Origin of the sequence: Streptomyces sp. NPDC052236 (genome assembly GCF_044548015.1) — a bacterium.
Lineage (GTDB): Bacteria > Actinomycetota > Actinomycetes > Streptomycetales > Streptomycetaceae > Streptomyces.
In genome coordinates this window covers 28,266-49,706 of the sequence record NZ_JBIUBL010000002.1, presented here as the reverse complement: position 1 = coordinate 49,706, position 21,441 = coordinate 28,266, and the positions used below count along the sequence as shown (strand labels likewise).

Sequence of the window (21,441 nt, the reverse complement as noted above, 5' to 3'; positions counted from 1 at the left end):
TCCGAGATTTTGGGTACCCGTCGGTAACAGCTTTTCACCGGGTTCACCGGGCCCTCACGGCCACGCCGGAGCTGTTCCGCGCCGGCATTCGCCGACGGCCTACAGCCCGTGGATCTTCATATGGGTGACGACCCGGCCGAAAAGCTTGTCGCCCTCCTTCGCCGCCCAGCCCTCCGCGGGCCCGGACACCCGCAGCCGCCAGTAGATCTGCGCCGCTCCCTTGCCCCTGGCGACGACGCGTTCGTGCCAGCGGAGGATGACGGGATCGTCGCTCGTCGAGCTGTACGGCACGTAATCGACGATCGTGTCGAAGCCCTCCTTGCCCTGCTGCTTCGTGGACGAGACCGTCACATCCGAGTCCTTGATCTCGGTGCCGCCCACGCCGCCCTTCTCGTAGTGCCCCTGCCAGGCATCCGCGTCCGGCTTGAGTTCGTCCTCCACGGCCGCGGTTTCGATCCGCTCCAGGTAGACCTGGAAGACGCCGCTGGGATCCCCGTACGTGACGCTGGTGCCGTTGTCGCCCTCGACCCGCTCGTACTCCTCGGGCACGGCGATGCTCGCCGAGACGACCTCCCGGTCCGGGCGGACCTCCCACCCCGCTGGAATCGCGTCGCCCCCGAAGGGGTCGGCGAGGATCAGGACGAGTGCGACGGCCACCGCCAGCAATCCGCCGCCGAGCCCGAACTGCGCCGGTCGATTGCCTTGCAGCACGGGCGGCACCCACCTGCTGCTGCCGCCGCCGGCCGTGGCGCCACCCCCGCCCGCGCCCGCGCCCGCGCCCGCCAGGAGTCTGGTCGCCTCGGGCGAGAGCTGAGGCCGCGCCACCGACTCCAGCGTCTGGCGGATCTCCGCGGCGTCCGGCCGCATCCCCGGGTCCTTGCGCAGCAGCCGCATCACCAGCGTGCCGAACGCCCCCGACACACGCGCGGGCATCTGCGGCTCGGCGGAGAGAACCGCCTGCAGGGTCGCGGGGCCGTTGGAGCGGCGGTACGGGGACATGCCCTCGACCGCCGCGTACAGCACCACACCCAGCGACCACAGATCCGACTCGGGCCCCGGGCGCTGGCCGAGCACCCGCTCGGGCGCGATGAACTCGGGCGAGCCGACGAACGACCCCGTCTCGGTCAGCCCTTGCTCACCCTCGACCTGCGCGATGCCGAAGTCGGTCAGTACGACGCGATCGCCGCGCCCCAGCAGTACGTTGTCGGGCTTGACGTCGCGGTGGAGCACGCCCGCATCGTGGGCGGCGGAGAGCGCGCCGAGTACGTCCAGGCCGATCCTGGCGGCCTCGCGGACGTCGAGGGTGCCGTCCTGCAACCGGTCGGCGAGCGACTGGCCTTGCACCAGCTCCATGACGATCCAGGGCTTGGCGTCCTCGATCACCACATCGTGCATGGTGACGACGGAGGGGTGATCGATCCGGGCCGCGGCGCGCGCCTCGCGCTGCATCCGCAGATAGACCTTGTCCCGCTCGCGCTCGTTCACATGCTCCGGCAGGCGCGGCTCCTTGACCGCGACATCGCGGTCCACGACCTCGTCGCGGGCACGCCATACCGTGCCCATCCCGCCGTGTCCGAGACGTGAGACAAGGCGGTAGCGGCCACCGATCAGCCGGGGAGCCGGATCGCCCGCGGACGCGGACGCGGGCGCCGAGCCGGGGACGGAGCCGGGCGCCGAGCCGGGCAGGCCGCTCGCCTCCGTGGGCCGGTACGCGCCATCGCTCTGCGGCGGCACCTGCGCGGCGGCGTTGGGCGGCCTGAGTCCGTAACTGGTGGGCTCGTTCGCCCGTCCCCCATCGTTGGTCATGGACACATCCTGGCCAAACGCGGTGGTGGATGCCACCTGGGAGGAGGACCGGATGCAGACCCGTGACAGTGTCGCGGGACAGTTGGCTCGCGTCGCGGTGGAAAGGGCAATTCGCCGCTCAGCGCCGCGCACAGCAACAGCAACAGCAACGCGCCCAGCGACCACAGATCCGACTCGGGACCGGCGTTGGCCCCCTGCGGCACCAGAGTCCATCAGCACGACCGGCCGGCGGCCCGCTCCTGGACACGCAACTCGCCCTCGATTCAGCGGTGCCCATCATGAAGGAGGCCGCCAGCCCCGCAGCATGATGTCGAACTGCGCGCGAGTCGCTGTCCAGTTCTCTGCGGGAGCGGAGAGGAAGAGCGCGTACTCGGTGCCGTCGTCCGAAAAGTACATCTGGTCGATGGCCCGCCGCGGGCCGGGGAACGTCTGCTTCTCGGTCCAGGTGAACTCCCAGCGCGCGGACTGCGCCTGGTCACGGAAGACGTCGGCGGCCAACGTCACCCTCTGGTAGTCGGGGATCCGCTCCTGCAGTCCCTTCTCCATGTCCTGGATGTGCATATACGGGTTCTCGAAGTCGGGCGCCTCGTCGACGCTGATCCGCAGGCGGTGGCGGCCCTCGTCGGGCGTGTAGTCGATCTGGCCGTCTGCCGCCCGGCGCTGCCAGCCGTCGGGCACCAGCAGGCTGAAACCTGCCGGGTCCTCGACGCGGTTCCAACCGGGCGGCACGGCCGAACCCGGAGTCGAGGGCGAGGTCGGGCTCGGAGTTGGGGAGGTGTCCGGCTGTACGGGGGTCTTGGCGGCTCCGCTCCCGCGGCTCGTGTCGCTCGTATCGCTCGTGTCGCTCGTGTCGTTGCCCGCGTACTTCATGGCGGCGAACCCCGCGCCGCCGCCCACCACCGCGGCGAGTACGACGACGACCGCCGCCCTGCGCAGCCGGCCACCGCGCCGGGCCGGAGCCACCACCGCCGTAACGGCAGCGGGGACCGACACCGCGGTGGGTGGCGTCGGAGTCGACATCGGAGTCGGCGTCGGCTGCGCCAGGCCCATGGTCTCGGGCCGCGCGCCTCGCCGGGCCGCCGTCCGCTGTACCGGCACCCGCCCCTCCGCCGCCTCCAGCAGCATCCGCTCGGCCTCGGCGGCGGACGCCCGTACAGCGGGATCCTTGCGCAGCAGCGCCATGATCACGGGTGCGAGCAGACCCGCCGAGGCGGGGTGGCGTGGCTCCTCGCCCACCACAGCCTGCATCGTGGCCAGCGGGGACGACCGGCGGAACGGCGACTGGCCCTCCACCGCCGTGTACAGCGTCGCGCCGAGCGACCAGAGGTCGGACGCGGGCCCCGGATCGGCGCCGCGCACCCGCTCGGGGGCCAGGTAGTCGATGGAGCCGACGATCTCGCCGGTCCGGGTGATGGTCGAGTCGCCCTCGATCGCGGCGATCCCGAAGTCGGTGATCAGCACCCGGCCGTCGCGGCTGAGCAGTACGTTCGCCGGCTTGACGTCCCGGTGCAGGACCCCGGCGGCGTGCGCCGCGCCCAGCGCGCGCAGGACGTGCAGCCCGATGCGGGCGGCCTCGGTGGGGGCGATCAGGCCGGACTCCTTGGCGGCGCCGGCGAGCGAAGGCCCGTCGACGTACTGCATGACGATCCAGGGACGGGAATCGTATTCGAGCACGTCGTGGACGGTAACGACGCCGGGGTGGCTGATCCGGGCGGCGGCCCGCGCCTCCTTCTGGGTGCGGGCGTGCAGAACGACCCGATCGGCCTCGGCGACGTACCGCCCGGCCGTCAGCTCCTTGACGGCGACGATCCGGTGCAGCAGCTCGTCATGCGCGCGCCATACCTTGCCCATACCGCCGCTGCCGATGCTGTCGCCCAGCCGGTAACGTCCGGCGAGCAGCAGACCCGTGCCCGTGCTCTGAGAGTTTTCCACGTACCGTGCCCCGTTTCCTTGGGATCACAGGGTACGGAGACGGGGTGCGGGCACGACACTCGGATCGCTCAAGTGATCGCACTGTGATCTGTTCGACAGTGGCCCGGCCAGGGCGCTCTGACGGTTCGTCCACCGGCTGGGCCGGTACCTATCGCGGGTGGGCCAGTACCTATCCGGGTGGGCGGTACCTATCGGGTGGGCTGGTAAGCGGCGGTGGCCTCCTGGAAGGCCTCCGTCACCCGCTCGCGCTGGTCCTCGGGACCGATCACCTGGACGACGTGGTAACTGCCGCCGGTGATCAGGGCAAGGTTGCGTACGTACACCTCGCGGCCACTGCTGTCCTGCCAGGTGTACTCGCCCTCGGCCATCGCCCGCTGTCCCACGTCTATCCGGCGCACGGTGCCCGACCAGGCCCAGGAGGACTCCCGAAACGGCTTGAGCTCGCGCTCCTTGTCCCGCTGGTAGGCCAGCGGGTCGCTGCCGTTGGCCTGCACGCTGTCGCGGCCGGGTACAACGATCAGTGTGAAGTCGCCATCGGTGTAGCGGACCTGACCGGCGTCGTTGATGGGACTGCGCTGCCAGGTCTTGTCGACGACGGTCCGGAAGCCCTCGGCATCATTGCGCAGCACATAGCCCTCGCGCAGTTTCTCGCCCGGGGCAGAAGTCTGGGGCTGGGGCTCCTGGGCACCGGGGCTGCCGGTGGCACCGGCGGACGCGGGCGGGGAGTCCGGGGCCGTGCGGCCGGGGCTCGGCCCGTCCGTCGTCGCGGACGGGACCGGGCCGCTCTTGCCCTGTGGCTGGGTCTGTCCCTCCGGGTCGGCCTTCGGCAGGAACAGCACGGCGTACGCGACGGCGGCCACCAGGAGGGCCAGTATCAGCAGCAGCAGGACGCGTCCGAGTGAGCGCGGCCCGCGCTCGCCGCGGCGCTCCCGGTTGCCCCGCTGCTGACGGTGACGGCCGTGGACCACCTCGGCCGAGCCCCGGCGGCGTCTGCGCACCAGCTCGCCACGGCGGCGGATGACGGGCAGCCGCGTGGCGTCGACGGCGATCGAGGGCAGCGCCACGACGTCCATGCCCGCCTCGGGCTCGGGCGCGGACCGTACGAGCGAACGCAGCCAGCCGCGCAGCTCTTCGAAGTCCGGGCGCTCGGTGGGGTCCTGGCGCAGCAGCGACTCCACGACGGGGCGTAGCGGCCCGCACTCCTCCGCGAACGCGGGCGGCTCGGCACAAACCAGCTGCACCAGCTCGACTGCGCTCTCCTCGGGGTACGGGGCGTGGCCCTGCACGGCCCGGTACAGCAGTGCGCCCAGGGCCCAGAGGTCGGTGGCCGGGCCGACCGGGGCGGCCAGCTGCCAGTTGTCGTGGACCGGTCCGGCCTGCTCGGGCGCCCACCGCTCGGTGACCGCGCCGACGACGGCGATCCGCGCCTGCCGGGCGCGCTCGGCGGCCAGCGGCGTGGCGGGGCCGCGGTACGCGGGGGTGGAGCCGCTCGCGACGATCTCGTCCCAGCGGCCGGTGGGAGCGCCGGTACCGGCCACGGCCGCCTGCCGCTGGGCGTCGGCCCGCGGGGCGTCCGCGCCGCCGTGCTCCCAGCCGCCGCCGCTGCTGCTGCCTGCTATGGCGGCTATGGCGGGTGGGGCAGATCGGGGGCCAGGCAGCGCGGGGCGACTTCCGTAGGGCGAACTGCCGTACGGAGAGCTGCCCGTGACACCCAATTGGGGGCGGCCGGGCTGTGGGCTCGGCACGTTGCCCGAACGGGCGCTGGGCAACGCGGGCCGGACACCGTACGGGGTACTGCCGCCGCTGCCGCCTGCGGGTATGGGCCCGGGGCCGGGGCCGTCGTGCCAGGTCCCGATCAGACGCGCGCGGCCGGGGCCGCTGGTGTCGTCGCCCGGGTACCAGCCGCTCTCGTCGCCTTCCTCGTCCCCGCTCTCTCCGTCGTCATACTCGTCGTCGGCGATGCTGCTCGCGGCAGGGGCGCGCTCCCGGTCGCCCGGTCGATGGGCCCACCAGTCGGGGTCGAGGCCCGCCTGCACCGGGCCGCCCTCCACGACGTTCGGCTCGTAGTCCTGACGCTGGTCGTCGCTGTCGCGCGCCGCGGCCCTCGCGCCCGCGCGGTACGCGGCGATCGCGCCCGCCCGCGCGGCTCGGACATCCGGCACGCCACCGCTGCTGGGCAGCGCGCCGTGGGCGGCGGCTGCCGGAGCCTCGTACGGCCCGGTGCCGTACGGCCCGGTCTCGTACGATTCGGTCCCGTAAATCCCGGTGCCGTACGGCCCGGCCTCCAGTGCGGCCTGCCCAGGCGGTTCGCCGCCACCCGGCTCGCTCAGTTCGTCGTGGCTCAGTTCGTCCTGGTCGTCCTGGTCGTCCTGGTCGTGGCCGGGATACTCGTCCAGCTCGACCGGTTCCCCGGGCTCCTCAGGCACCGGGGCGTACCCGCACAGCGCCTCCTCCGCCGCGCCGGACGCCAGCCCGGTCAGGACCACGCGTCCGTCGTCGCAGACGAGCACCGTACGAACGGTGATGTTCCGGTGGATCCAGCCATGCGCGTGCAGCACGCGCAGCGCGGTGAGCACATCGGAGGCGACCTCCGCCGCCCGGTAGGGGCTGAGCGGCTTCTCCGCGAGGAGGGCCGCCAGTGGCCGCGCCGCGACACGTTCGCTCACTATCCAGAGTGAACCCGCCTCCGCGAACACGTCGAAGACCTGGTCCAGGCGCGCGTGGTCGGGGATCCGCGCCGCGGCCTGCGCGGCCTCGATGGCCCGCCGCACCGCCGGATCCGTGGGCCTGCGTGTGGTACGCCCCTGGGCCGCCCGCCTCGGCACAGCCGCCCCGGCCGGACCGTCCGCGTCGAGGACCTCAGCGTCCACCACCTCTGGTAACGGCACCTGCCGGACCAGGACTTCCTGCCCGCTGTACGTGTCGAACGCGCGGGTCTCGACCAGTTCATACGCGTCGGAAGGCGGCAGCGGCAGGCGGTAGCGGTCGGCGAGCACCCGTCCCGCGTAGTCGTCCACGTCGCCTCCCCACGAGCGCTCTGTCCCTTGGCCGGTCCCGGAGACCGCAGCAAACCGTCAATTCCGGTCATTTGATGGCCGCTTGCGGCCTTTTACGACCCCTTTGCGGCTGCTTAACGTCCGTGAGGTCTCACGATACGTGTCCTGGCTCAATCCTTGGGCTTGAATGTGGCGAACGCCGTCTTGCGCAACGTCTCGCACTCCGCGCTCCGCCACTCACTCGACTTGCACGTAATCATGATCGAGTAGCCGTGCGTGTCATCCACCCTGAAGCCCCTGTTGAGAACCCTTACCCGCTCGCCGCCCTGTTTGCGCTCGAATTGCCAGTCGGCCACGGTCGGATAGCCGTTGTACTCGACCTTGCCGATGCCGAGAAACTTGTACCCGGTGCTGCTGCCGGCAACCCCGGGGGCCGCGGCCCGCCACGCGGCGGCGGCATCGTCCTTGGGCCCGGCGGTGAAGTCGACCTGGACGCGCGGGAAACCGCCGGCGGCGCTGAATATCCCGCCGGAGTTCTCGCCGGCTATCCCGGTGAGCTTGAAGGCCTTGGGCATCGCCATGGCGAAGTGGAACCGGTCGTTGGAGACCATCACATATCCAGCCGGCAGCCCGGTCCCGCCCGCGGGGGCGTCGGGCTTGGGCGTCCCGGACGGCTTCCCGCCCGTCGCGCCGCTGCTCCCCTGGTCGCTGTCGTTCTCCCCCTTGCCGGTGTCCTTGCCGGTGTCCGTGCCCGTGCCTGCGCCGGTGTCCCCGGCAGTAGCGCCGGTCGTGGCCCCAGCAGAAGCCGCCTTGTCGTTCTTGGTCTTGCTCTGACCGCTCGGGTCGTCGTCGTCGCCCAGCGTCAGGAACAGCCCGGTGGCGAGCACGACGACCGCGACGACGACCGCGACGATCACCAAGGTCCGGCGGGGCACCACATCGGTGAGCGGCGCCCGCACCGGCGCGGGCCGCGCGGCCGGGGCGGCCGACGGAGTGGGCCGCGGCGTCGATTCCGGCTTGCGTGCCGGCTTCGCGGCAGCCGCGTTCCGTACGGAGCGCAGCGCGCCACGCACCCGGTCGGCCGCAGGGTCCTTCGGCTTCGCCGGGGCGGACGGTGCCGCGGGCGACGGCGGCAGTGGCGGCATCGCGATGGCGCGGGTGGCTTCCGGCGACGGCTCGGGCTCGGCCGGCCGCTCCGGCGCCTCGGGCGCGTACAGCACCTTCGTGAGCAACGCCCGCGCGCCCGCGTCGTCGAGTCGCTGCTCGGGGTCCTTGGCCAGCAGGCCGTAGATGACCTCTTCCAACAGCGGGCCCGCGTTCTTCGGCGGGTCGACCGGCTCGGTCATCACGGCGGTCAGCGTCGCGATCGCCGAGCCCTTGTCGTACGGCGGAACGCCCTCGACGCTCGCGTACAGCAGGCCGCCCAGCGACCACAGGTCGGCGGCAGGGCCCGGCTTGTGGCCGCGGGCGCGCTCGGGCGAGATGTACGAGGGGGCGCCGACGAGCATGCCGGTCGACGTGATCGACGGGTCGCCCTCGACCTGCGCGATGCCGAAGTCGGTGAGGACCACGCGCCCGTCATCGGCGATCAGTACATTGGACGGCTTCACATCGCGGTGGAGTATGCCCTCGCGGTGCGCGGAGCGCAGGACGTCGAGGACCGCGAGGGCGACTTCGGCGGCCCGTCGCGGCGTCAGCGTGCCGTCCTCGCGCACGGCTTCGGCGAGAGACTTGCCCTCGACCAGCTCCATGACGATCCACGGCCGGTCGTCTTCTTCCACGACGTCGTAGACCGTCACCGCGCTGTTGTTGCGGATCCGGGCGATCGCCTTGGCCTCGCGCAGCGTCCGCGTGATGAGCCGGCGCTTCTCGTCCTCGTCAATGCTGTTGGGGAAGCGCAGTTCCTTCACGGCCACGGTGCGGCCGAGTGTCTCGTCCACCGCTCGCCAGACTGTGCCCATGCCACCGCGGCCGAGCACCCCTCCAAGCCGGTACCGCCCGGCGAGGAGCCGCCCTTCGGCCTCGCGCCCGAAGCCCTTCCCGCCGGCTGCGGGCTTGGCCCCGGAGGTTCCAGCGCCCGCAGATCCAGCCCCGGCAGATCCACTCCCCGAGGCTCCAGCCCCGGCCCTGGAGACACCGGCCCCGGCTGTTCCCGCAGGGGCATCCTGGCCTGAGCCCTGGTCAGGCTTCTGCCCGGCAGCCTGCACAGCGTCCTTCACAGGCTCCTTCGCGGACTCCTTCTCGCCCCCGGCCTTCTTGGCGGACCTGCCCTCAGCCCCGACCCCGGGCTCCGACTTCGGCTCCGAACCAGCCTCCGGCTCAGCCTTCTTGTCGAGCGTGTCAGGCTTCCCGGACTTGTCAGCCTTGTCGATCTTCTCGCGGTCCTGGGAATCCCGCTGAGACTCCCCCCGGGACTCCAACTCGGAATCCCGCCCGGCATCCCGCTGGGGCTTCCGCGACTGCTCCGCCTCCGACATGCGTCCCCTCTGCGATCCCTGATCTCCGCCGCGCCCGCCGCTTCTCGCGCGATGCGGCAACCCGCCCCGGCAGAACTCCCATTGTCCCTCACTCAGGGACCGGCGTGTCTCCCGGGGCCGCCGATCAACAGGACAGGCCCGGAAGGAGGGGGACCGCCCACCCCGCCGCTACTCGCAGTCAAGCCCACCCCTCCGCTGGTCGCAGGCTTGTTCGGCCTGCCGGACGACTTTCCCCCTCCCTTTGACAGTCCTTCACCGGTCGCCGAAAAAATTGGAGCACTCGGGTACTCGGAGCGGATCGGACAGGATCTCAGAGCAGATCAGAGCGGCACGATGTCCGGGGCCCCCAGCCGCGCCGCGTCCGCCGTCAGGTCGTCCGGCTGCCGCTGCGACTCCCGCTCCGCCTCCACCCGCTTCTCGTAGTGCGTGACCTCCTTCTCTATCTGCTCCTTGTCCCAGCCCAGCACCGGCGCAAGCAACTCCGCGCACTCACGAGCGCTCCGCGTCCCCCGGTCGAAGGTCTCGATCGAGATCCGGGTCCGCCGCGTCAGTACGTCATCGAGGTGGCGCGCGCCTTCGTGCGACGCGGCATAGACGATCTCGGCCCGCAGATAGTCGTCCGCGCTCCCGAGCGGCTCGCCGAGCTTGGGGTCATCGGCGATCAGCCCCAGCAGTTCCTCGGTCATCGAGCCGTACCGGTTCAACAGATGCTCCACGCGCACCACATGAAGCCCCGTCCGCGCCGCTATCCTCGCCCGCGCGTTCCACAGAGCCGCGTATCCCTCGGCGCCGACCAGCGGCACGTTTTCCGTGACGCAGGCGGCCACCCGCTGGTCGAGTCCGTGCACCGCCGCGTCCACCGCGTCCTTCGCCATCACGCGGTAGGTCGTGTACTTCCCGCCCGCGACGACCACCAGGCCGGGCACGGGATGCGCCACCGTGTGCTCGCGAGACAGTTTGCTGGTCGCGTCCGACTCCCCGGCGAGCAGCGGCCTCAGCCCCGCGTACACCCCCTCCACATCGTCCCTGGTGAGCGGGACGGCCAGCACCGAGTTGACGTGCTCCAGCAGATAGTCGATATCCGCGCTGGACGCCGCCGGATGTGCCTTGTCGAGGTCCCAGTCGGTGTCCGTCGTCCCCACGATCCAGTGCCGCCCCCAGGGGATGACGAACAGCACGGACTTCTCGGTCCGCAGGATCAGTCCGCTGGTCGAGTGAATCCGGTCCTTGGGAACCACCAGGTGAATCCCCTTGGACGCGCGCACATGGAACTGTCCGCGCTCCCCTATCAGCGCCTGTGTGTCGTCCGTCCAGACCCCGGTGGCGTTGACGACCTGCTTGGCCCTGATCTCGTACTCCCCGCCGGCCTCCACGTCCTGCACCCGCGCCCCGACGACCCGCTCGCCCTCCCGCAGGAAGCCGACCACCCGCGCCCGGCTGGCCACCTGCGCGCCGTAACTCGCGGCCGTGCGCACGAGGGTCGCCACATAGCGCGCGTCGTCCATCTGCGCGTCGTAGTACTGCAAGGCCCCGACCAGGGAGCCCTTCTTCAGGCAGGGCGCGACCCGCAGCGCGTGGCGCCGCGAGAGATGGCGGTGGACGGGCAGCCCGCGCCCATGGCCCGACGACACCGACATCGCGTCGTACAGCGCGACGCCCGATCCGGCGTAGAGCCGCTCCCAGCCCCTGTGCTGAAGCGGGTACAGGAACGGCACCGGCTTCACCAGGTGGGGCGCCAGCCGCTCCAGCAACAGCCCTCGCTCCTTCAGCGCCTCCCGTACGAGCGTGAAGTCCAGCATCTCCAGGTAGCGCAGCCCGCCGTGGATCAGCTTGCTCGACCGGCTCGATGTGCCCGAGGCCCAGTCGCGCGCCTCGACAAGGCCCGTCGAGAGTCCTCGCGTCGCGGCGTCCAGCGCGGTCCCGGCTCCGACCACGCCCGCGCCCACGACCAGCACGTCCAGTTCGCGCTCGGCCAACCCGGCGAGTGCCTCGGCACGCTCCACCGGTCCCAGTGTCGCTGTCTTCACTGTTGCCTCCCGTCGCCCCCGTATGTCCCCTGCGGTCGGGCTCACAACATCGATTCTGTCCGCGATCGGTGACTTCAGCCACCGCCTGTGGATAACACTCGGACCGGCACAAGCGCGCAATACGGCAGATCGGTCATATTTACGCCTAGTGTGACATTGCGCTGGCTCGTTCTGTCCACAGGGCTTGCGCTCACTGCCCCCTCCGGTTATAGGGAAGGACGGCCCACGCCATGCCCGCCGATCTCGCCGTCATCGGACTCGGCCACCTCGGTCTGCCTCTCGCCCAGGCCGCTGTAGCCGCCGGCATCGAAACCATCGGCTACGACACCGACCCGCGTCACCTCACGGAACCGGCCGCCGGACGCACCCCGGCCGATATCCGCCGGATGGTCTCGGGGGGCTTTCGGACTGTCACCGACCCCGCCGCGCTCGGCCGCGTACGTACCGCCGTCATCTGCGCCCCCACACCCCTCGGCGCGGACGGCACCCTTGACCTCACGGCGGTCGCCGAAGCCGCACGCGCGCTCGCCGCACGGCTGCGCCCGCACACCACCGTGCTGCTCGAATCGGCCGTCCAGCCCGGCACCACGGAGGACTTCCTGCGCCCCCTCCTCGAAGAGGGCTCGGGCCTGCGCGCGGGCCGTGACTTCCACCTCGCGTACTCGCCCAGCCGGGTCGACCCGGGCAGCCGCACCCACGGCCACGCCAACACCCCCCAGGTCATCGGCGGCCTCACCCCCGCCTGCACCGAAGCGGCCGCCGCCTTCTACGGCCGCATCACGGACAAGGTGGTACGCGCGCGTGGCTTGCGCGAGGCTGAGACCGTCAAGGTCCTCGAAACCAACTTCCGCCACGTCAACATCGCCCTGGTCAACGAGATGGCGGTGCTCTGCCACGACCTCGGCGTCGACCTCTGGGACGTCATCCGCTGCGCCGAGACCAAGCCCTTCGGTTTCCAGGCGTTCCGCCCCGGACCGGGCGTCGGCGGCCACGGAGTCCCGCTGGACCCCAACTCCGTCCCGCACACCCCCCGTACGCTCGGTCACCCCCTCCGGATGGTCGGCCTCGCCCAGGAAATCAACGCCCGTATGCCGCAGTACGTGATCCAGCGCTGCGCCACCCTCCTGAACGAACACGGCAAATCGGCCCGCGGCGCGCGCGTGCTGCTCCTGGGCGTCACATACAAACCGGACCTCGCCGACCTGGAGAGCTCCCCCGCGACCGAGATCGCCCGCCGGCTGATGGACCTGGGCGCCGCCGTCAGCTACCACGATCCGTACGTCCCCGACTGGCGCGTACGCGACCTGCCGGTCCCCCGCGCGGACTTCCTCTACGAGGCCGCCGCGAGCGCGGATCTGACGGTGCTGCTCCAGCACCACCGTACGTACGACCTCCAGGGTCTGGCGGTGAAAGCCCAGCTCCTGCTCGACACCAGGGGCGCGACTCCGGCCGGGGCCGCACACCGCCTGTGAAGGCCTACTGCGACAGGGCAACGACCTGGTAACACGTTGGAGCGCTGTCGGACCTGGCTGCTAGTGTCCGGGACTCCGCTCGCACGGTCGTGCGGCGCATTCGTCCCTGGGGGAATTGCACATGAGCCAGCCCGTCCCACCGCCGTCCGGCAACCCGTTCGCCGGTGGCACCCCGTACGCCCCGACTCCACCCCCGGCGCCCACCCGCGACAACCTCGCCCTCGGCATCGTCGTCGCCCTCGTCGCCGCGCTGGTCGGCGCAGGCGCGTACGGCGCGCTCATCGGCGCCATCGAACGCGAGATCGGTTACGCGGCCGTCGGCGTCGGCTACCTCATCGGCTTCGCCGGCTCCAAGGTGGGCGGACGCAACCCGGCGCTGCCCTTCGTCAGCGTGGTACTCGCGATCCCCGCCGTGTACCTGGGCCAGCTGGTCGGGGGCGCGGTCCTCCTGGCCAAGCTCACGGACGGCTCCTTCGCCGAGGTCTTCATAGACCACTTCGGCGTGCTGGCCGAGGCGTGGAGCGATGCGGCCGGCGCCATGGATTACCTCTTCCTCGCCATCGGCGCGGCCGCCGCGTACGCCGGTGCCAAGAAGGCCAACGGCTGATCCGGTCAGCCGAAGGGGCCCGGCACCATCACCTGGTGCCGGGCCCCACTCGTACGTGGATACGTGGATACGTAGACACGTAGAACGTAGAAACGTGGACAATCAGCGGCTGTGCTGGGAGTCCGCCACCGTCACCTCGACGCGCTGGAACTCCTTGAGCTCGCTGTATCCCGTCGTCGCCATCGCCCGGCGCAGCGCGCCGAAGAAGTTCATCGACCCGTCCGGGCTGTGCGAGGGACCGGCGAGGACCTCCTCGGTCGTGCCCACGATGCCCAGGTCCACGAGCTTGCCGCGCGGCACGTCTTCGTGGACGGCTTCCATGCCCCAGTGGTGTCCCTTGCCCGGGGCGTCCGTCGCGCGGGCCAGCGGAGAGCCGATCATCACGGCGTCCGCGCCGCACGCGATCGCCTTCGGCAGGTCGCCGGACCAGCCCACGCCACCGTCCGCGATGACATGCACATACCGGCCACCGGACTCGTCCATGTAGTCCCGGCGGGCCGCGGCCACATCGGCGACCGCGGTCGCCATCGGGACCTGGATGCCCAGCACGTTGCGCGTGGTGTGCGCGGCGCCGCCGCCGAAGCCGACGAGCACGCCCGCCGCGCCCGTACGCATCAGGTGCAGCGCGGCCGTGTAGGTGGCGCAGCCGCCGACGATGACCGGCACATCGAGCTCGTAGATGAACTGCTTCAGGTTCAGCGGCTCGGCGGCGCCCGAGACATGCTCGGCGGAGACCGTCGTACCGCGGATGACGAAGATGTCGACGCCCGCGTCCACGACAGCCTTCGAGAACTGCGCGGTGCGCTGCGGCGAGAGCGCTGCGGCGGTCACGACGCCCGAGTCGCGGACCTCCTTGATGCGCTGCCCGATCAGCTCTTCCTTGACCGGAGCGGCGTAGATCTCCTGAAGACGGCGGGTCGCGTTGTCCTGGTCGAGAGTGGCGATCTCGTCGAGCAGCGGCTGCGGGTCCTCGTACCGGGTCCACAGACCCTCGAGGTTCAGGACGCCGAGGCCGCCCAGCTCGCCGATGCGGATCGCGGTCTGCGGAGAGACCACCGAATCCATCGGAGCGGCCAGGAACGGCAGCTCGAAGCGGTAGGCGTCGATCTGCCAGGCGATCGAGACCTCCTTCGGGTCCCGCGTACGCCGGCTCGGTACAACGGCGATGTCGTCGAACGCGTACGCCCGGCGACCGCGCTTGCCGCGCCCGATCTCGATCTCAGTCACGATGTGTGGCCTTTCCGTTCTTCTCGGCGCTGCTGCCTGCCGCTTCCAGTATCCCCGACACACAGGGGAGGGGCGGCCCCGGGAAACCCGGAGCCGCCCCCGCCGTCAGCGTGCCGCTGAACCGGCTACTTCCTGCTGTAGTTCGGCGCTTCGACCGTCATCTGGATGTCGTGCGGGTGGCTCTCCTTGAGGCCCGCCGATGTGATCCGTACGAACCGGCCGCGGTCCTGGAGCTCGGGGACCGTCCGGCCGCCGACGTAGAACATCGACTGGCGCAGACCACCGGTCAGCTGGTGCACGACCGCGGAGAGGGGACCGCGGTAGGGGACCTGGCCCTCGATGCCCTCGGGCACGAGCTTCTCGTCGGAGGCCACGCCCTCCTGGAAGTAACGGTCCTTCGAGAAGGAGCGCTGCTCGCCACGGGTCTGCATCGCGCCCAGCGACCCCATGCCGCGGTACGACTTGAACTGCTTGCCGTTGATGAAGAGCAGCTCGCCCGGCGACTCCTCGCAACCCGCGAGCAGCGAGCCGAGCATGACCGTGTCCGCGCCCGCGACCAGGGCCTTCGCGATGTCGCCGGAGTACTGCAGACCGCCGTCGCCGATCACCGGGACGCCTGCCGCCTTGGCGGCGAGCGCGGCCTCGTAGATCGCCGTCACCTGGGGTACGCCGATGCCGGCGACCACGCGCGTCGTACAGATGGAGCCCGGTCCGACACCGACCTTGATGCCGTCGACACCGGCGTCGATCAGCGCCTGCGCGCCGTCGCGGGTGGCGATGTTGCCGCCGATGACGTCGACGCCCGCGGCGTTCGACTTGATCTTGGCGACCATGTCGCCGACGAGCCGGGAGTGGCCGTGCGCGGTGTCGACGACGATGAAGTCGACGCCCGCCTCGATCAGCGCCTGGGCCCGCTCGAACGCGTCGCCCGCGACGCCGACGGCCGCGCCGACGAGCAGCCGGCCTTCCTTGTCCTTGGCGGCCATCGGGTACTTCTCGGCCTTGACGAAGTCCTTGACCGTGATCAGGCCCTTGAGGACACCGGCGTCATCGACCAGCGGAAGCTTCTCGATCTTGTGACGGCGCAGCAGTTCCATGGCGTCCGCGCCGGAGATCCCGACCTTGCCCGTGACGAGCGGCATCGGCGTCATGACCTCGCGCACCTGGCGCGTACGGTCGGACTCGAAGGCCATGTCGCGGTTGGTGACGATGCCGAGGAGCTTGCCTCCGGCGTCGGTCACCGGGACGCCGCTGATGCGGAACTTCGCGCAGAGCCGGTCGGCGTCGCCGAGTGTCGCGTCGGGGTTCACCGTGATCGGGTCGGTGACCATGCCGGACTCGGAGCGCTTGACCAGGTCGACCTGGTTGGCCTGGTCGGCGATGGCGAGATTGCGGTGCAGTACGCCGGCGCCGCCCTGGCGGGCCATGGCGATGGCCATCCGGGCCTCGGTGACCTTGTCCATGGCCGCGGACAGCAGCGGGATGTTCACCCGTACGTTCTTCGAGATGTACGAGGAGGTGTCGATCTGGTCGGGCGCCATGTCCGACGAGCCCGGCAGCAGCAGCACATCGTCGTAGGTCAGCCCGAGTGTCGCGAATTTACCGGGCACTCCGTCGACGTTGGTCATGACACCTTCCCCAAATGGCCTTGATCGGTGCGGATGTCCATGCTAACGGCTTCGCGGCCCTTGTATTCCACGATCAAGATCACAGGGCAGCTCTGTCTGTACCTACGTATGTGACGTCCGTACGACTCAGTTCACTGCTCGGCTCACTGCTCGGCCAGCGCGCGCAGACGGCTGAGGGCCCGGTGCTGGGCGACGCGCACCGCGCCCGGGGACATCCCGAGCATCTGCCCGGTCTCCTCGGCGGTCAGGCCGACAGCGACCCGCAGCACCAGCAGTTCCCGCTGGTTGTCCGGCAGATTGGCGAGCAGGCGCTTGGCCCACTCGGCGTCGTCGCTGAGCAGCGCGCGCTCTTCCGGGCCCAGCGAGTCGTCCGGGCGCTCCGGCATCTCGTCCGACGGCACGGCCGTAGACCCCGGATGGCGCATGGCGGCCCGCTGGAGATCGGCGACCTTGTGGGAGGCGATGGCGAAGACGAAGGCCTCGAAGGGCCGTCCGGTGTCCTTGTAGCGCGGCAGTGCCATCAGCACCGCGACGCAGACCTCCTGGGCGAGGTCCTCCACGAAGTGACGCGCGTCTCCTGGCAGCCGGCTGAGCCTGGAGCGGCAGAAGCGCAGCGCGAGCGGATGGACATGCGCGAGGAGATCGTGCGTCGCCTGTCCGTCGCCGTCGACGGCTCGGTGTACGAGTGAACCGATGGCCCCGTGGGCGGTCGCCACCTCGTCGTCGCGCATCGGTCCATGGTGCCTTGGCGGCTCCGGGTCCGTAGCGCCGCGTCCAATGTTGTGCACCGAAGCGTTATGAGCGGGTGCGCCGGAACTCATCTCCTGCGCCCTCCCCTCCCGCTCGACCGACTCGTTCCTGAGGAACTCCACATCCTCAAGGATGCGGCATCGCGCGGGAAACGGATGCCCGCAGTCGTCCGGCACCCCGCCCACCCGTGGCGGGCGGGGTCCGTCGTACCCCCGCGGCAACCCACCCGCGAGGTTCTAGCGGACCAGACCCCAGCGGAATCCGAGCGCCACCGCGTGCGCCCGGTCCGAAGCGCCCAGCTTCTTGAACAGCCGCCTGGCGTGCGTCTTCACCGTGTCCTCGGAGAGGAAGAGCTCGCGTCCGATCTCGGCGTTGGACCGGCCGTGGCTCATCCCTTCGAGTACCTGGATCTCGCGCGCGGTGAGCGTCGGCGCGGCGCCCATTTCGGCCGAACGCAGCCGCCTCGGAGCGAGCCGCCACGTCGGATCGGCGAGGGCCTGGGTCACCGTCGCCCGCAGTTCGGCGCGCGAGGCGTCCTTGTGCAGATAGCCGCGGGCGCCGGCGGCGACCGCGAGCGCGACGCCGTCCAGGTCCTCGGCGACGGTCAGCATGATGATCCGCGCGCCGGGGTCGGCGGAGAGCAGCCGGCGGACCGTCTCGACGCCGCCCAGACCGGGCATGCGTACGTCCATCAGAATCAGATCCGAGCGGTCGGCGCCCCAGCGGCGGAGGACTTCCTCGCCGTTGGCCGCGGTCGTCACGCGCTCGACGCCGGGCACGGTCGCGACCGCGCGGCGGAGCGCCTCTCGGGCAAGCGGGGAGTCGTCGCAGACGAGGACGGATGTCATGACCGTCCTCCGCAGCTGATGCGCGTCACCTTGAGCCTCCAGGCTGGGTACGTTTTGTCACCTGTGCGGTTGAACGTTCTCGGACATGCGCCCGAGCGCTGGTTCTCGCAACCGCCTCGGCACTCTCAACGACGGTCACTCGAAAGAGTTACGGGTCGGACGGCCGCCTTCAGCACTCTATGTGAGGGGCCGTGTGCGGAGGAGAGCGCCGCCGCTCCCCCACCCAGCCATTTACAAGCTGTGCACCATTTAGCGGCTTTTCTTCACTTTTCCTGGCGTATGTGGCTAGATTCGCAATGAGTCATATTTACATCTACTTAGACAGTAGATGTACGGTCGTTGGCACGGGACGGGTGCCGGACCCGCCCGTATCTCGTCTGGTTCTACCTGTCCTGTATCCACTCAGCACGGTTTCAAGGGGACAAGCGCTATGGCAGATTTCTCCCGCCTTCCCGGACCCAACGCCGATTTGTGGGACTGGCAGCTGCTCGCGGCCTGCCGTGGGGTGGACAGTTCACTCTTCTTCCACCCCGAGGGCGAACGGGGCGCCGCGCGCAGCGCACGCGAGAACTCGGCGAAGGAGGTCTGCATGAGGTGCCCGGTCCGCGCGGAGTGCGCGGCGCACGCCCTGGCGGTACGTGAGCCGTACGGCGTGTGGGGCGGATTGACGGAGGACGAGCGCGAGGAGCTCATGGGGCGCGCCCGTCATCGGCTGGTCCCGGCGACCAGCGTGGGAGGCACGGCGCGAGACTGACGCCCGCGGCCGGAGAGCCCGAGGTTCTGGAAAGGTCAAGGTTCTGAAGAAGTCCGAGGTTCCCGTTCTGATTCTGGTCCCGATTCCGGTTCTGGCCCCGATTCCGATCCGATTCTGGCCCCGTGTCCGGTTCGGTGGAAGTCCAGGATTCCGGAAATATTCCAAGATTTGAAGATACGTTCCTGCAAGGACCCTCAGCGGGTCGCGGCCAGGGTCAGCTGGTCGAGCATGGCGGCGACCGCCGGGACCTGAGCCAGGTCCGGCAGCGTGAGCGCGACGATCTCGCGCCGGACCGGCGGCTCCAGGGCCACGGTCCGCACGCCTTGGGGCGGTACGGACTCCATCGCGAGCTCGGGCAGCACCGCCACCCCCAGACCCGCGCGGACCAGGCCGATTACCGCCGGGGAGTCGTCGGTGGCGTAGTCGATACGAGGGGTGAAGCCCGCCTCCTCGCAGACCGCGACGAGTTGGCCGCGGCAGCGCGGGCAGCCGGCGATCCAGGACTCCTCGGCCAGCTCGCCGATGGCGACAGAGCCCGCTGCGGCGAGGCGGTGGGCTTCGGGGACCAGCCCGACGAGGCGGTCGGTGAGCAGCGGGCGGACGGTCAGGTCGTCCCACTCCTCCTCTCGCACCTCGTTTCGCCGCTCCTCTCGCGCCTCGCCCGCCGCGCCGTAGCGGAAGGCGAGCGCCACATCGCAGTCACCCTCCCGGAGCAGCTCCACCGAACGCGGCGGTTCGGCCTCGACCAGGGTGACCCGGGTGCCGGGGTGGGCTGCGCGCAGGGCGGCGAGCGCGGTCGGCACCAGCGTGGAGCTGCCGCTGGGGAACGAGACGAGGCGGACCCGGCCGGCCCGCAGGCCGACGATGGCGGCGATCTCCTCCTCGGCCGCGGTCAGCCCGGCGAGGATGCCCGCGGCGTGGCGCACCAGCGCCTCGCCCGCCTGCGTCAGGCGCATTTCGCGACCGGTACGGATCAGCAGCGGGGTGCCCGCGGACGCCTCCAGAACCTTCATCTGCTGACTGACGGCGGGCTGGGTGCGGCCGAGCACGCGGGCAGCAGCGGAGAACGAGCCGGTGGCGGCCACGGCGCGCAGGACACGGAGATGCCGGGCTTCGATCATTCCTTGAATATAAGGGGAGCTTGGGGGGAACGGTAATAATTGACTGGTTGGTTTGAGAGCGGCGGGTTAGCGTGCTGTACATGAAGGTTCTGACCGTGAATGTGGGACGCCCGAAGAGCGTCGAGTACACCGAATCCCCGAGCGGCATGACGGGCATCGACAAACAGCCGGTCGATGGGGCCGTACGAGTGACGGACCCGGGCCCGAAGGGCAAGGGCGGCGGCGGGCTCGATGGGGACGCCGTCTGCCACCTGCGGCACCACGGCGGCACCGACCAGGCGGTGTACGCCTTCGCGCGCGAGGATCTCGACCACTGGGAGCGGGAGTTGGGGCGGCCGGTCGCCAATGGCTCGTTCGGGGAGAACCTCACGACGAGCGGGCTCGATGTGAGCGGGGCGAAGATCGGCGAGCGCTGGCGGATAGGCCAGGAGCTGGTGCTGGAGGTGACGAGCGGCCGGGTTCCGTGTCGTACGTTCGGGAGCTGGCTGGGTGAGCGGGGCTGGGTCAAGCGCTTCACGCTGCATGCGGTGCCCGGCGCGTATCTCAGGGTCGTCGTCCCCGGCGAGATCCGCGGGGGCGACGCGATAGAGGTCGTGCACCGGCCGGATCACGAGGTCACGGTCGCTCTGTCGTTCCGGGCCGGGACCACCGAGCGGGCACTGCTGCCCCAGGTGCTCGCGGCGGGAGATGCCCTCCATCCCGAGCTTCTGGAGAAGGCCCGCGCGTACGTGGCCAAGTTCGGCGCGTCGGGGAAGTCCGTTCAGGGGAAGTCCGCGTAGGGCCAAATCCCTGAGAAGGCGGGCCCGTATCACCCCCGTACAAGGGGGAGTTGATTCAGGGATGGCCGCCGGAGCATCCCGATGACGCCATGCGCGCGTGGCAGCAGCGGCTCTCCGGCGGGACGATGGGGCAGTTCCCGGTCACCGGGAAGGGACAGCAGGTGGACAGGGCGCGTACGCCGCCCGCGCACCCGGGGCACTAACGTGCCGCCTATGACGACTGCACTGATTACGGGATCGACGGCGGGCATCGGCGCCGCGTTCGCGGGGCGGCTCGCGGCCGACGGGCACAACCTGGTGCTGGTGGCCCGCGACACCAAGCGGCTGCGCGAGCAGGCCACCGAACTGCACGACCGGCATGGCATCGAGGCGGAGGTGCTGACCGCCGACCTGTCGCAGGAGGCGGGGATCGGCGTGGTCGAGAAGCGGCTCGCCGACCGCAAGAGCGCGGTGGACCTGCTGGTCAACAACGCCGGGTTCGGCAACAAGGGGCGCTTCCTGGAAGTGTCCATGGCCGACGAGCTGACGATGCTGAAGGTGCACTGCGAGGCGGTGCTGCGGCTGACGTCGGCGGCGACGGAGGCGATGCGGGAGCGCGGGCGGGGCGGCGTGGTGAATGTGGCGTCGATGGCCGCGTTCGTGCCGCGCGGCACGTACGGCGCTTCGAAGGCGTGGGTCGTTCAGTTCACGCAGGGCGCGGCCCGGGATCTGGCCGGTTCGGGCGTACGGCTTATGGCGCTGTGCCCCGGATTCGTACGGACGGAGTTCCACGAGCGGGCCGGTATGGGGACGGACAACATCCCGGGCTGGATGTGGCTGGACGCCGACAAGCTGGTGGCGGCGGCGCTGGCGGATCTGGCTCGCGGGAAGTCGGTGTCGATCCCGGACGCGCGCTACAAGGCGCTGATGGGTGTGGTGAAGCTGGCGCCGCGCGGGCTGCTCGGTGGGCTCTCGTCCAGGACGGGCCGGAAGTACGGTCCGCAATAACTCGGCAACTCAGCAACTCGGTAAGCCGGT

The 21,441-nt window shown here is 70.7% G+C and carries 15 protein-coding genes; 5 read left to right on the top strand and 10 right to left on the bottom strand.

Going from position 1 to position 21,441, the window contains the following annotated elements; translation table 11 throughout:
- Positions 1 to 99: 99 nt before the first annotated feature.
- From ACIHCQ_RS04170 to ACIHCQ_RS04150, 5 genes are all read right to left on the bottom strand, one after another.
- A complete protein-coding gene (locus tag ACIHCQ_RS04170) occupies positions 100 to 1,806 on the bottom strand; it encodes a serine/threonine-protein kinase (RefSeq protein ID WP_399657751.1) in 1,707 nt (568 codons plus the stop codon).
- A 276-nt stretch (positions 1,807 to 2,082) separates the two neighbouring features.
- Entirely contained in the window at positions 2,083 to 3,738 is a 1,656-nt protein-coding gene (locus tag ACIHCQ_RS04165; protein WP_399657749.1) for a serine/threonine-protein kinase, read from the bottom strand.
- A 188-nt stretch (positions 3,739 to 3,926) separates the two neighbouring features.
- Entirely contained in the window at positions 3,927 to 6,755 is a 2,829-nt protein-coding gene (locus ACIHCQ_RS04160; RefSeq protein ID WP_399657747.1) for a protein kinase, read from the bottom strand.
- 149 nt (positions 6,756 to 6,904) lie between these two features.
- Positions 6,905 to 9,211 carry a serine/threonine-protein kinase gene (locus ACIHCQ_RS04155; protein ID WP_399657745.1) on the bottom strand — a complete coding sequence of 769 codons (2,307 nt, stop codon included), beginning with the start codon at positions 9,209 to 9,211 and terminating at the stop codon, positions 6,905 to 6,907.
- Positions 9,212 to 9,531: 320 nt separating this feature from the next.
- Positions 9,532 to 11,238: a glycerol-3-phosphate dehydrogenase/oxidase gene (locus ACIHCQ_RS04150; protein ID WP_399657743.1), complete on the bottom strand. Its 1,707-nt coding sequence runs from the start codon at positions 11,236 to 11,238 to the stop codon at positions 9,532 to 9,534.
- Positions 11,239 to 11,468: 230 nt separating this feature from the next.
- Here ACIHCQ_RS04150 and ACIHCQ_RS04145 point away from each other — a divergent pair, with 230 nt between their 5' ends.
- Positions 11,469 to 12,710 carry a nucleotide sugar dehydrogenase gene (locus ACIHCQ_RS04145; protein WP_399657740.1) on the top strand — a complete coding sequence of 414 codons (1,242 nt, stop codon included), beginning with the start codon at positions 11,469 to 11,471 and terminating at the stop codon, positions 12,708 to 12,710.
- Between the two features lie 121 nt (positions 12,711 to 12,831).
- Positions 12,832 to 13,317: a hypothetical protein gene (locus tag ACIHCQ_RS04140; RefSeq protein ID WP_399657739.1), complete on the top strand. Its 486-nt coding sequence runs from the start codon at positions 12,832 to 12,834 to the stop codon at positions 13,315 to 13,317.
- Positions 13,318 to 13,419: 102 nt separating this feature from the next.
- Here ACIHCQ_RS04140 and ACIHCQ_RS04135 read toward each other — a convergent pair whose 3' ends face one another.
- The 4 genes from ACIHCQ_RS04135 to ACIHCQ_RS04120 form a co-directional block, all read right to left on the bottom strand.
- The gene (locus tag ACIHCQ_RS04135; protein WP_399657737.1) at positions 13,420 to 14,544 is read right to left on the bottom strand and encodes a GuaB3 family IMP dehydrogenase-related protein; all 1,125 of its coding nucleotides are present in this window, start codon (positions 14,542 to 14,544) and stop codon (positions 13,420 to 13,422) included.
- 125 nt (positions 14,545 to 14,669) lie between these two features.
- Positions 14,670 to 16,172, bottom strand: a complete 1,503-nt coding sequence (gene guaB, locus ACIHCQ_RS04130; protein ID WP_399657735.1) for an IMP dehydrogenase — start codon at positions 16,170 to 16,172, stop codon at positions 14,670 to 14,672.
- A gap of 143 nt (positions 16,173 to 16,315) precedes the next feature.
- Positions 16,316 to 16,903, bottom strand: coding sequence for a sigma-70 family RNA polymerase sigma factor (locus ACIHCQ_RS04125; RefSeq protein WP_399657733.1), 588 nt, complete (start codon positions 16,901 to 16,903; stop codon positions 16,316 to 16,318).
- A 255-nt stretch (positions 16,904 to 17,158) separates the two neighbouring features.
- The gene (locus ACIHCQ_RS04120) at positions 17,159 to 17,770 is read right to left on the bottom strand and encodes a response regulator transcription factor (RefSeq protein WP_003948568.1); all 612 of its coding nucleotides are present in this window, start codon (positions 17,768 to 17,770) and stop codon (positions 17,159 to 17,161) included.
- 430 nt (positions 17,771 to 18,200) lie between these two features.
- Between ACIHCQ_RS04120 and ACIHCQ_RS04115 the strand changes: the two genes are divergently transcribed.
- Complete coding sequence (locus ACIHCQ_RS04115; RefSeq protein ID WP_399657731.1) at positions 18,201 to 18,524, top strand: WhiB family transcriptional regulator; 324 nt, start codon at positions 18,201 to 18,203, stop codon at positions 18,522 to 18,524.
- Between the two features lie 194 nt (positions 18,525 to 18,718).
- Here ACIHCQ_RS04115 and ACIHCQ_RS04110 read toward each other — a convergent pair whose 3' ends face one another.
- Positions 18,719 to 19,645: a LysR family transcriptional regulator gene (locus ACIHCQ_RS04110; RefSeq protein ID WP_399657729.1), complete on the bottom strand. Its 927-nt coding sequence runs from the start codon at positions 19,643 to 19,645 to the stop codon at positions 18,719 to 18,721.
- An 80-nt stretch (positions 19,646 to 19,725) separates the two neighbouring features.
- Here ACIHCQ_RS04110 and ACIHCQ_RS04105 point away from each other — a divergent pair, with 80 nt between their 5' ends.
- Positions 19,726 to 20,424: an MOSC domain-containing protein gene (locus tag ACIHCQ_RS04105; RefSeq protein ID WP_399657727.1), complete on the top strand. Its 699-nt coding sequence runs from the start codon at positions 19,726 to 19,728 to the stop codon at positions 20,422 to 20,424.
- Positions 20,425 to 20,637: 213 nt separating this feature from the next.
- Positions 20,638 to 21,411, top strand: a complete 774-nt coding sequence (locus tag ACIHCQ_RS04100) for an SDR family NAD(P)-dependent oxidoreductase (protein ID WP_399657725.1) — start codon at positions 20,638 to 20,640, stop codon at positions 21,409 to 21,411.
- Positions 21,412 to 21,441: the final 30 nt, after the last annotated feature.

Bases quoted from the DNA above. Each gene is read 5' to 3' on its own strand.
- ACIHCQ_RS04120 (WP_003948568.1), bottom strand. From the start codon at position 17,770: ATGACATCCGTCCTCGTCTGCGACGACTCCCCGCTTGCCCGAGAGGCG.
- guaB (WP_399657735.1), bottom strand. From the start codon at position 16,172: ATGACCAACGTCGACGGAGTGCCCGGTAAATTCGCGACACTCGGGCTG.
- ACIHCQ_RS04100 (WP_399657725.1), top strand. From the start codon at position 20,638: ATGACGACTGCACTGATTACGGGATCGACGGCGGGCATCGGCGCCGCG.
- ACIHCQ_RS04170 (WP_399657751.1), bottom strand. From the start codon at position 1,806: ATGACCAACGATGGGGGACGGGCGAACGAGCCCACCAGTTACGGACTC.
- ACIHCQ_RS04125 (WP_399657733.1), bottom strand. From the start codon at position 16,903: ATGCGCGACGACGAGGTGGCGACCGCCCACGGGGCCATCGGTTCACTC.
- ACIHCQ_RS04145 (WP_399657740.1), top strand. From the start codon at position 11,469: ATGCCCGCCGATCTCGCCGTCATCGGACTCGGCCACCTCGGTCTGCCT.
- ACIHCQ_RS04155 (WP_399657745.1), bottom strand. From the start codon at position 9,211: ATGTCGGAGGCGGAGCAGTCGCGGAAGCCCCAGCGGGATGCCGGGCGG.
- ACIHCQ_RS04105 (WP_399657727.1), top strand. From the start codon at position 19,726: ATGAAGGTTCTGACCGTGAATGTGGGACGCCCGAAGAGCGTCGAGTAC.
- ACIHCQ_RS04110 (WP_399657729.1), bottom strand. From the start codon at position 19,645: ATGATCGAAGCCCGGCATCTCCGTGTCCTGCGCGCCGTGGCCGCCACC.
- ACIHCQ_RS04115 (WP_399657731.1), top strand. From the start codon at position 18,201: ATGGCAGATTTCTCCCGCCTTCCCGGACCCAACGCCGATTTGTGGGAC.
- ACIHCQ_RS04140 (WP_399657739.1), top strand. From the start codon at position 12,832: ATGAGCCAGCCCGTCCCACCGCCGTCCGGCAACCCGTTCGCCGGTGGC.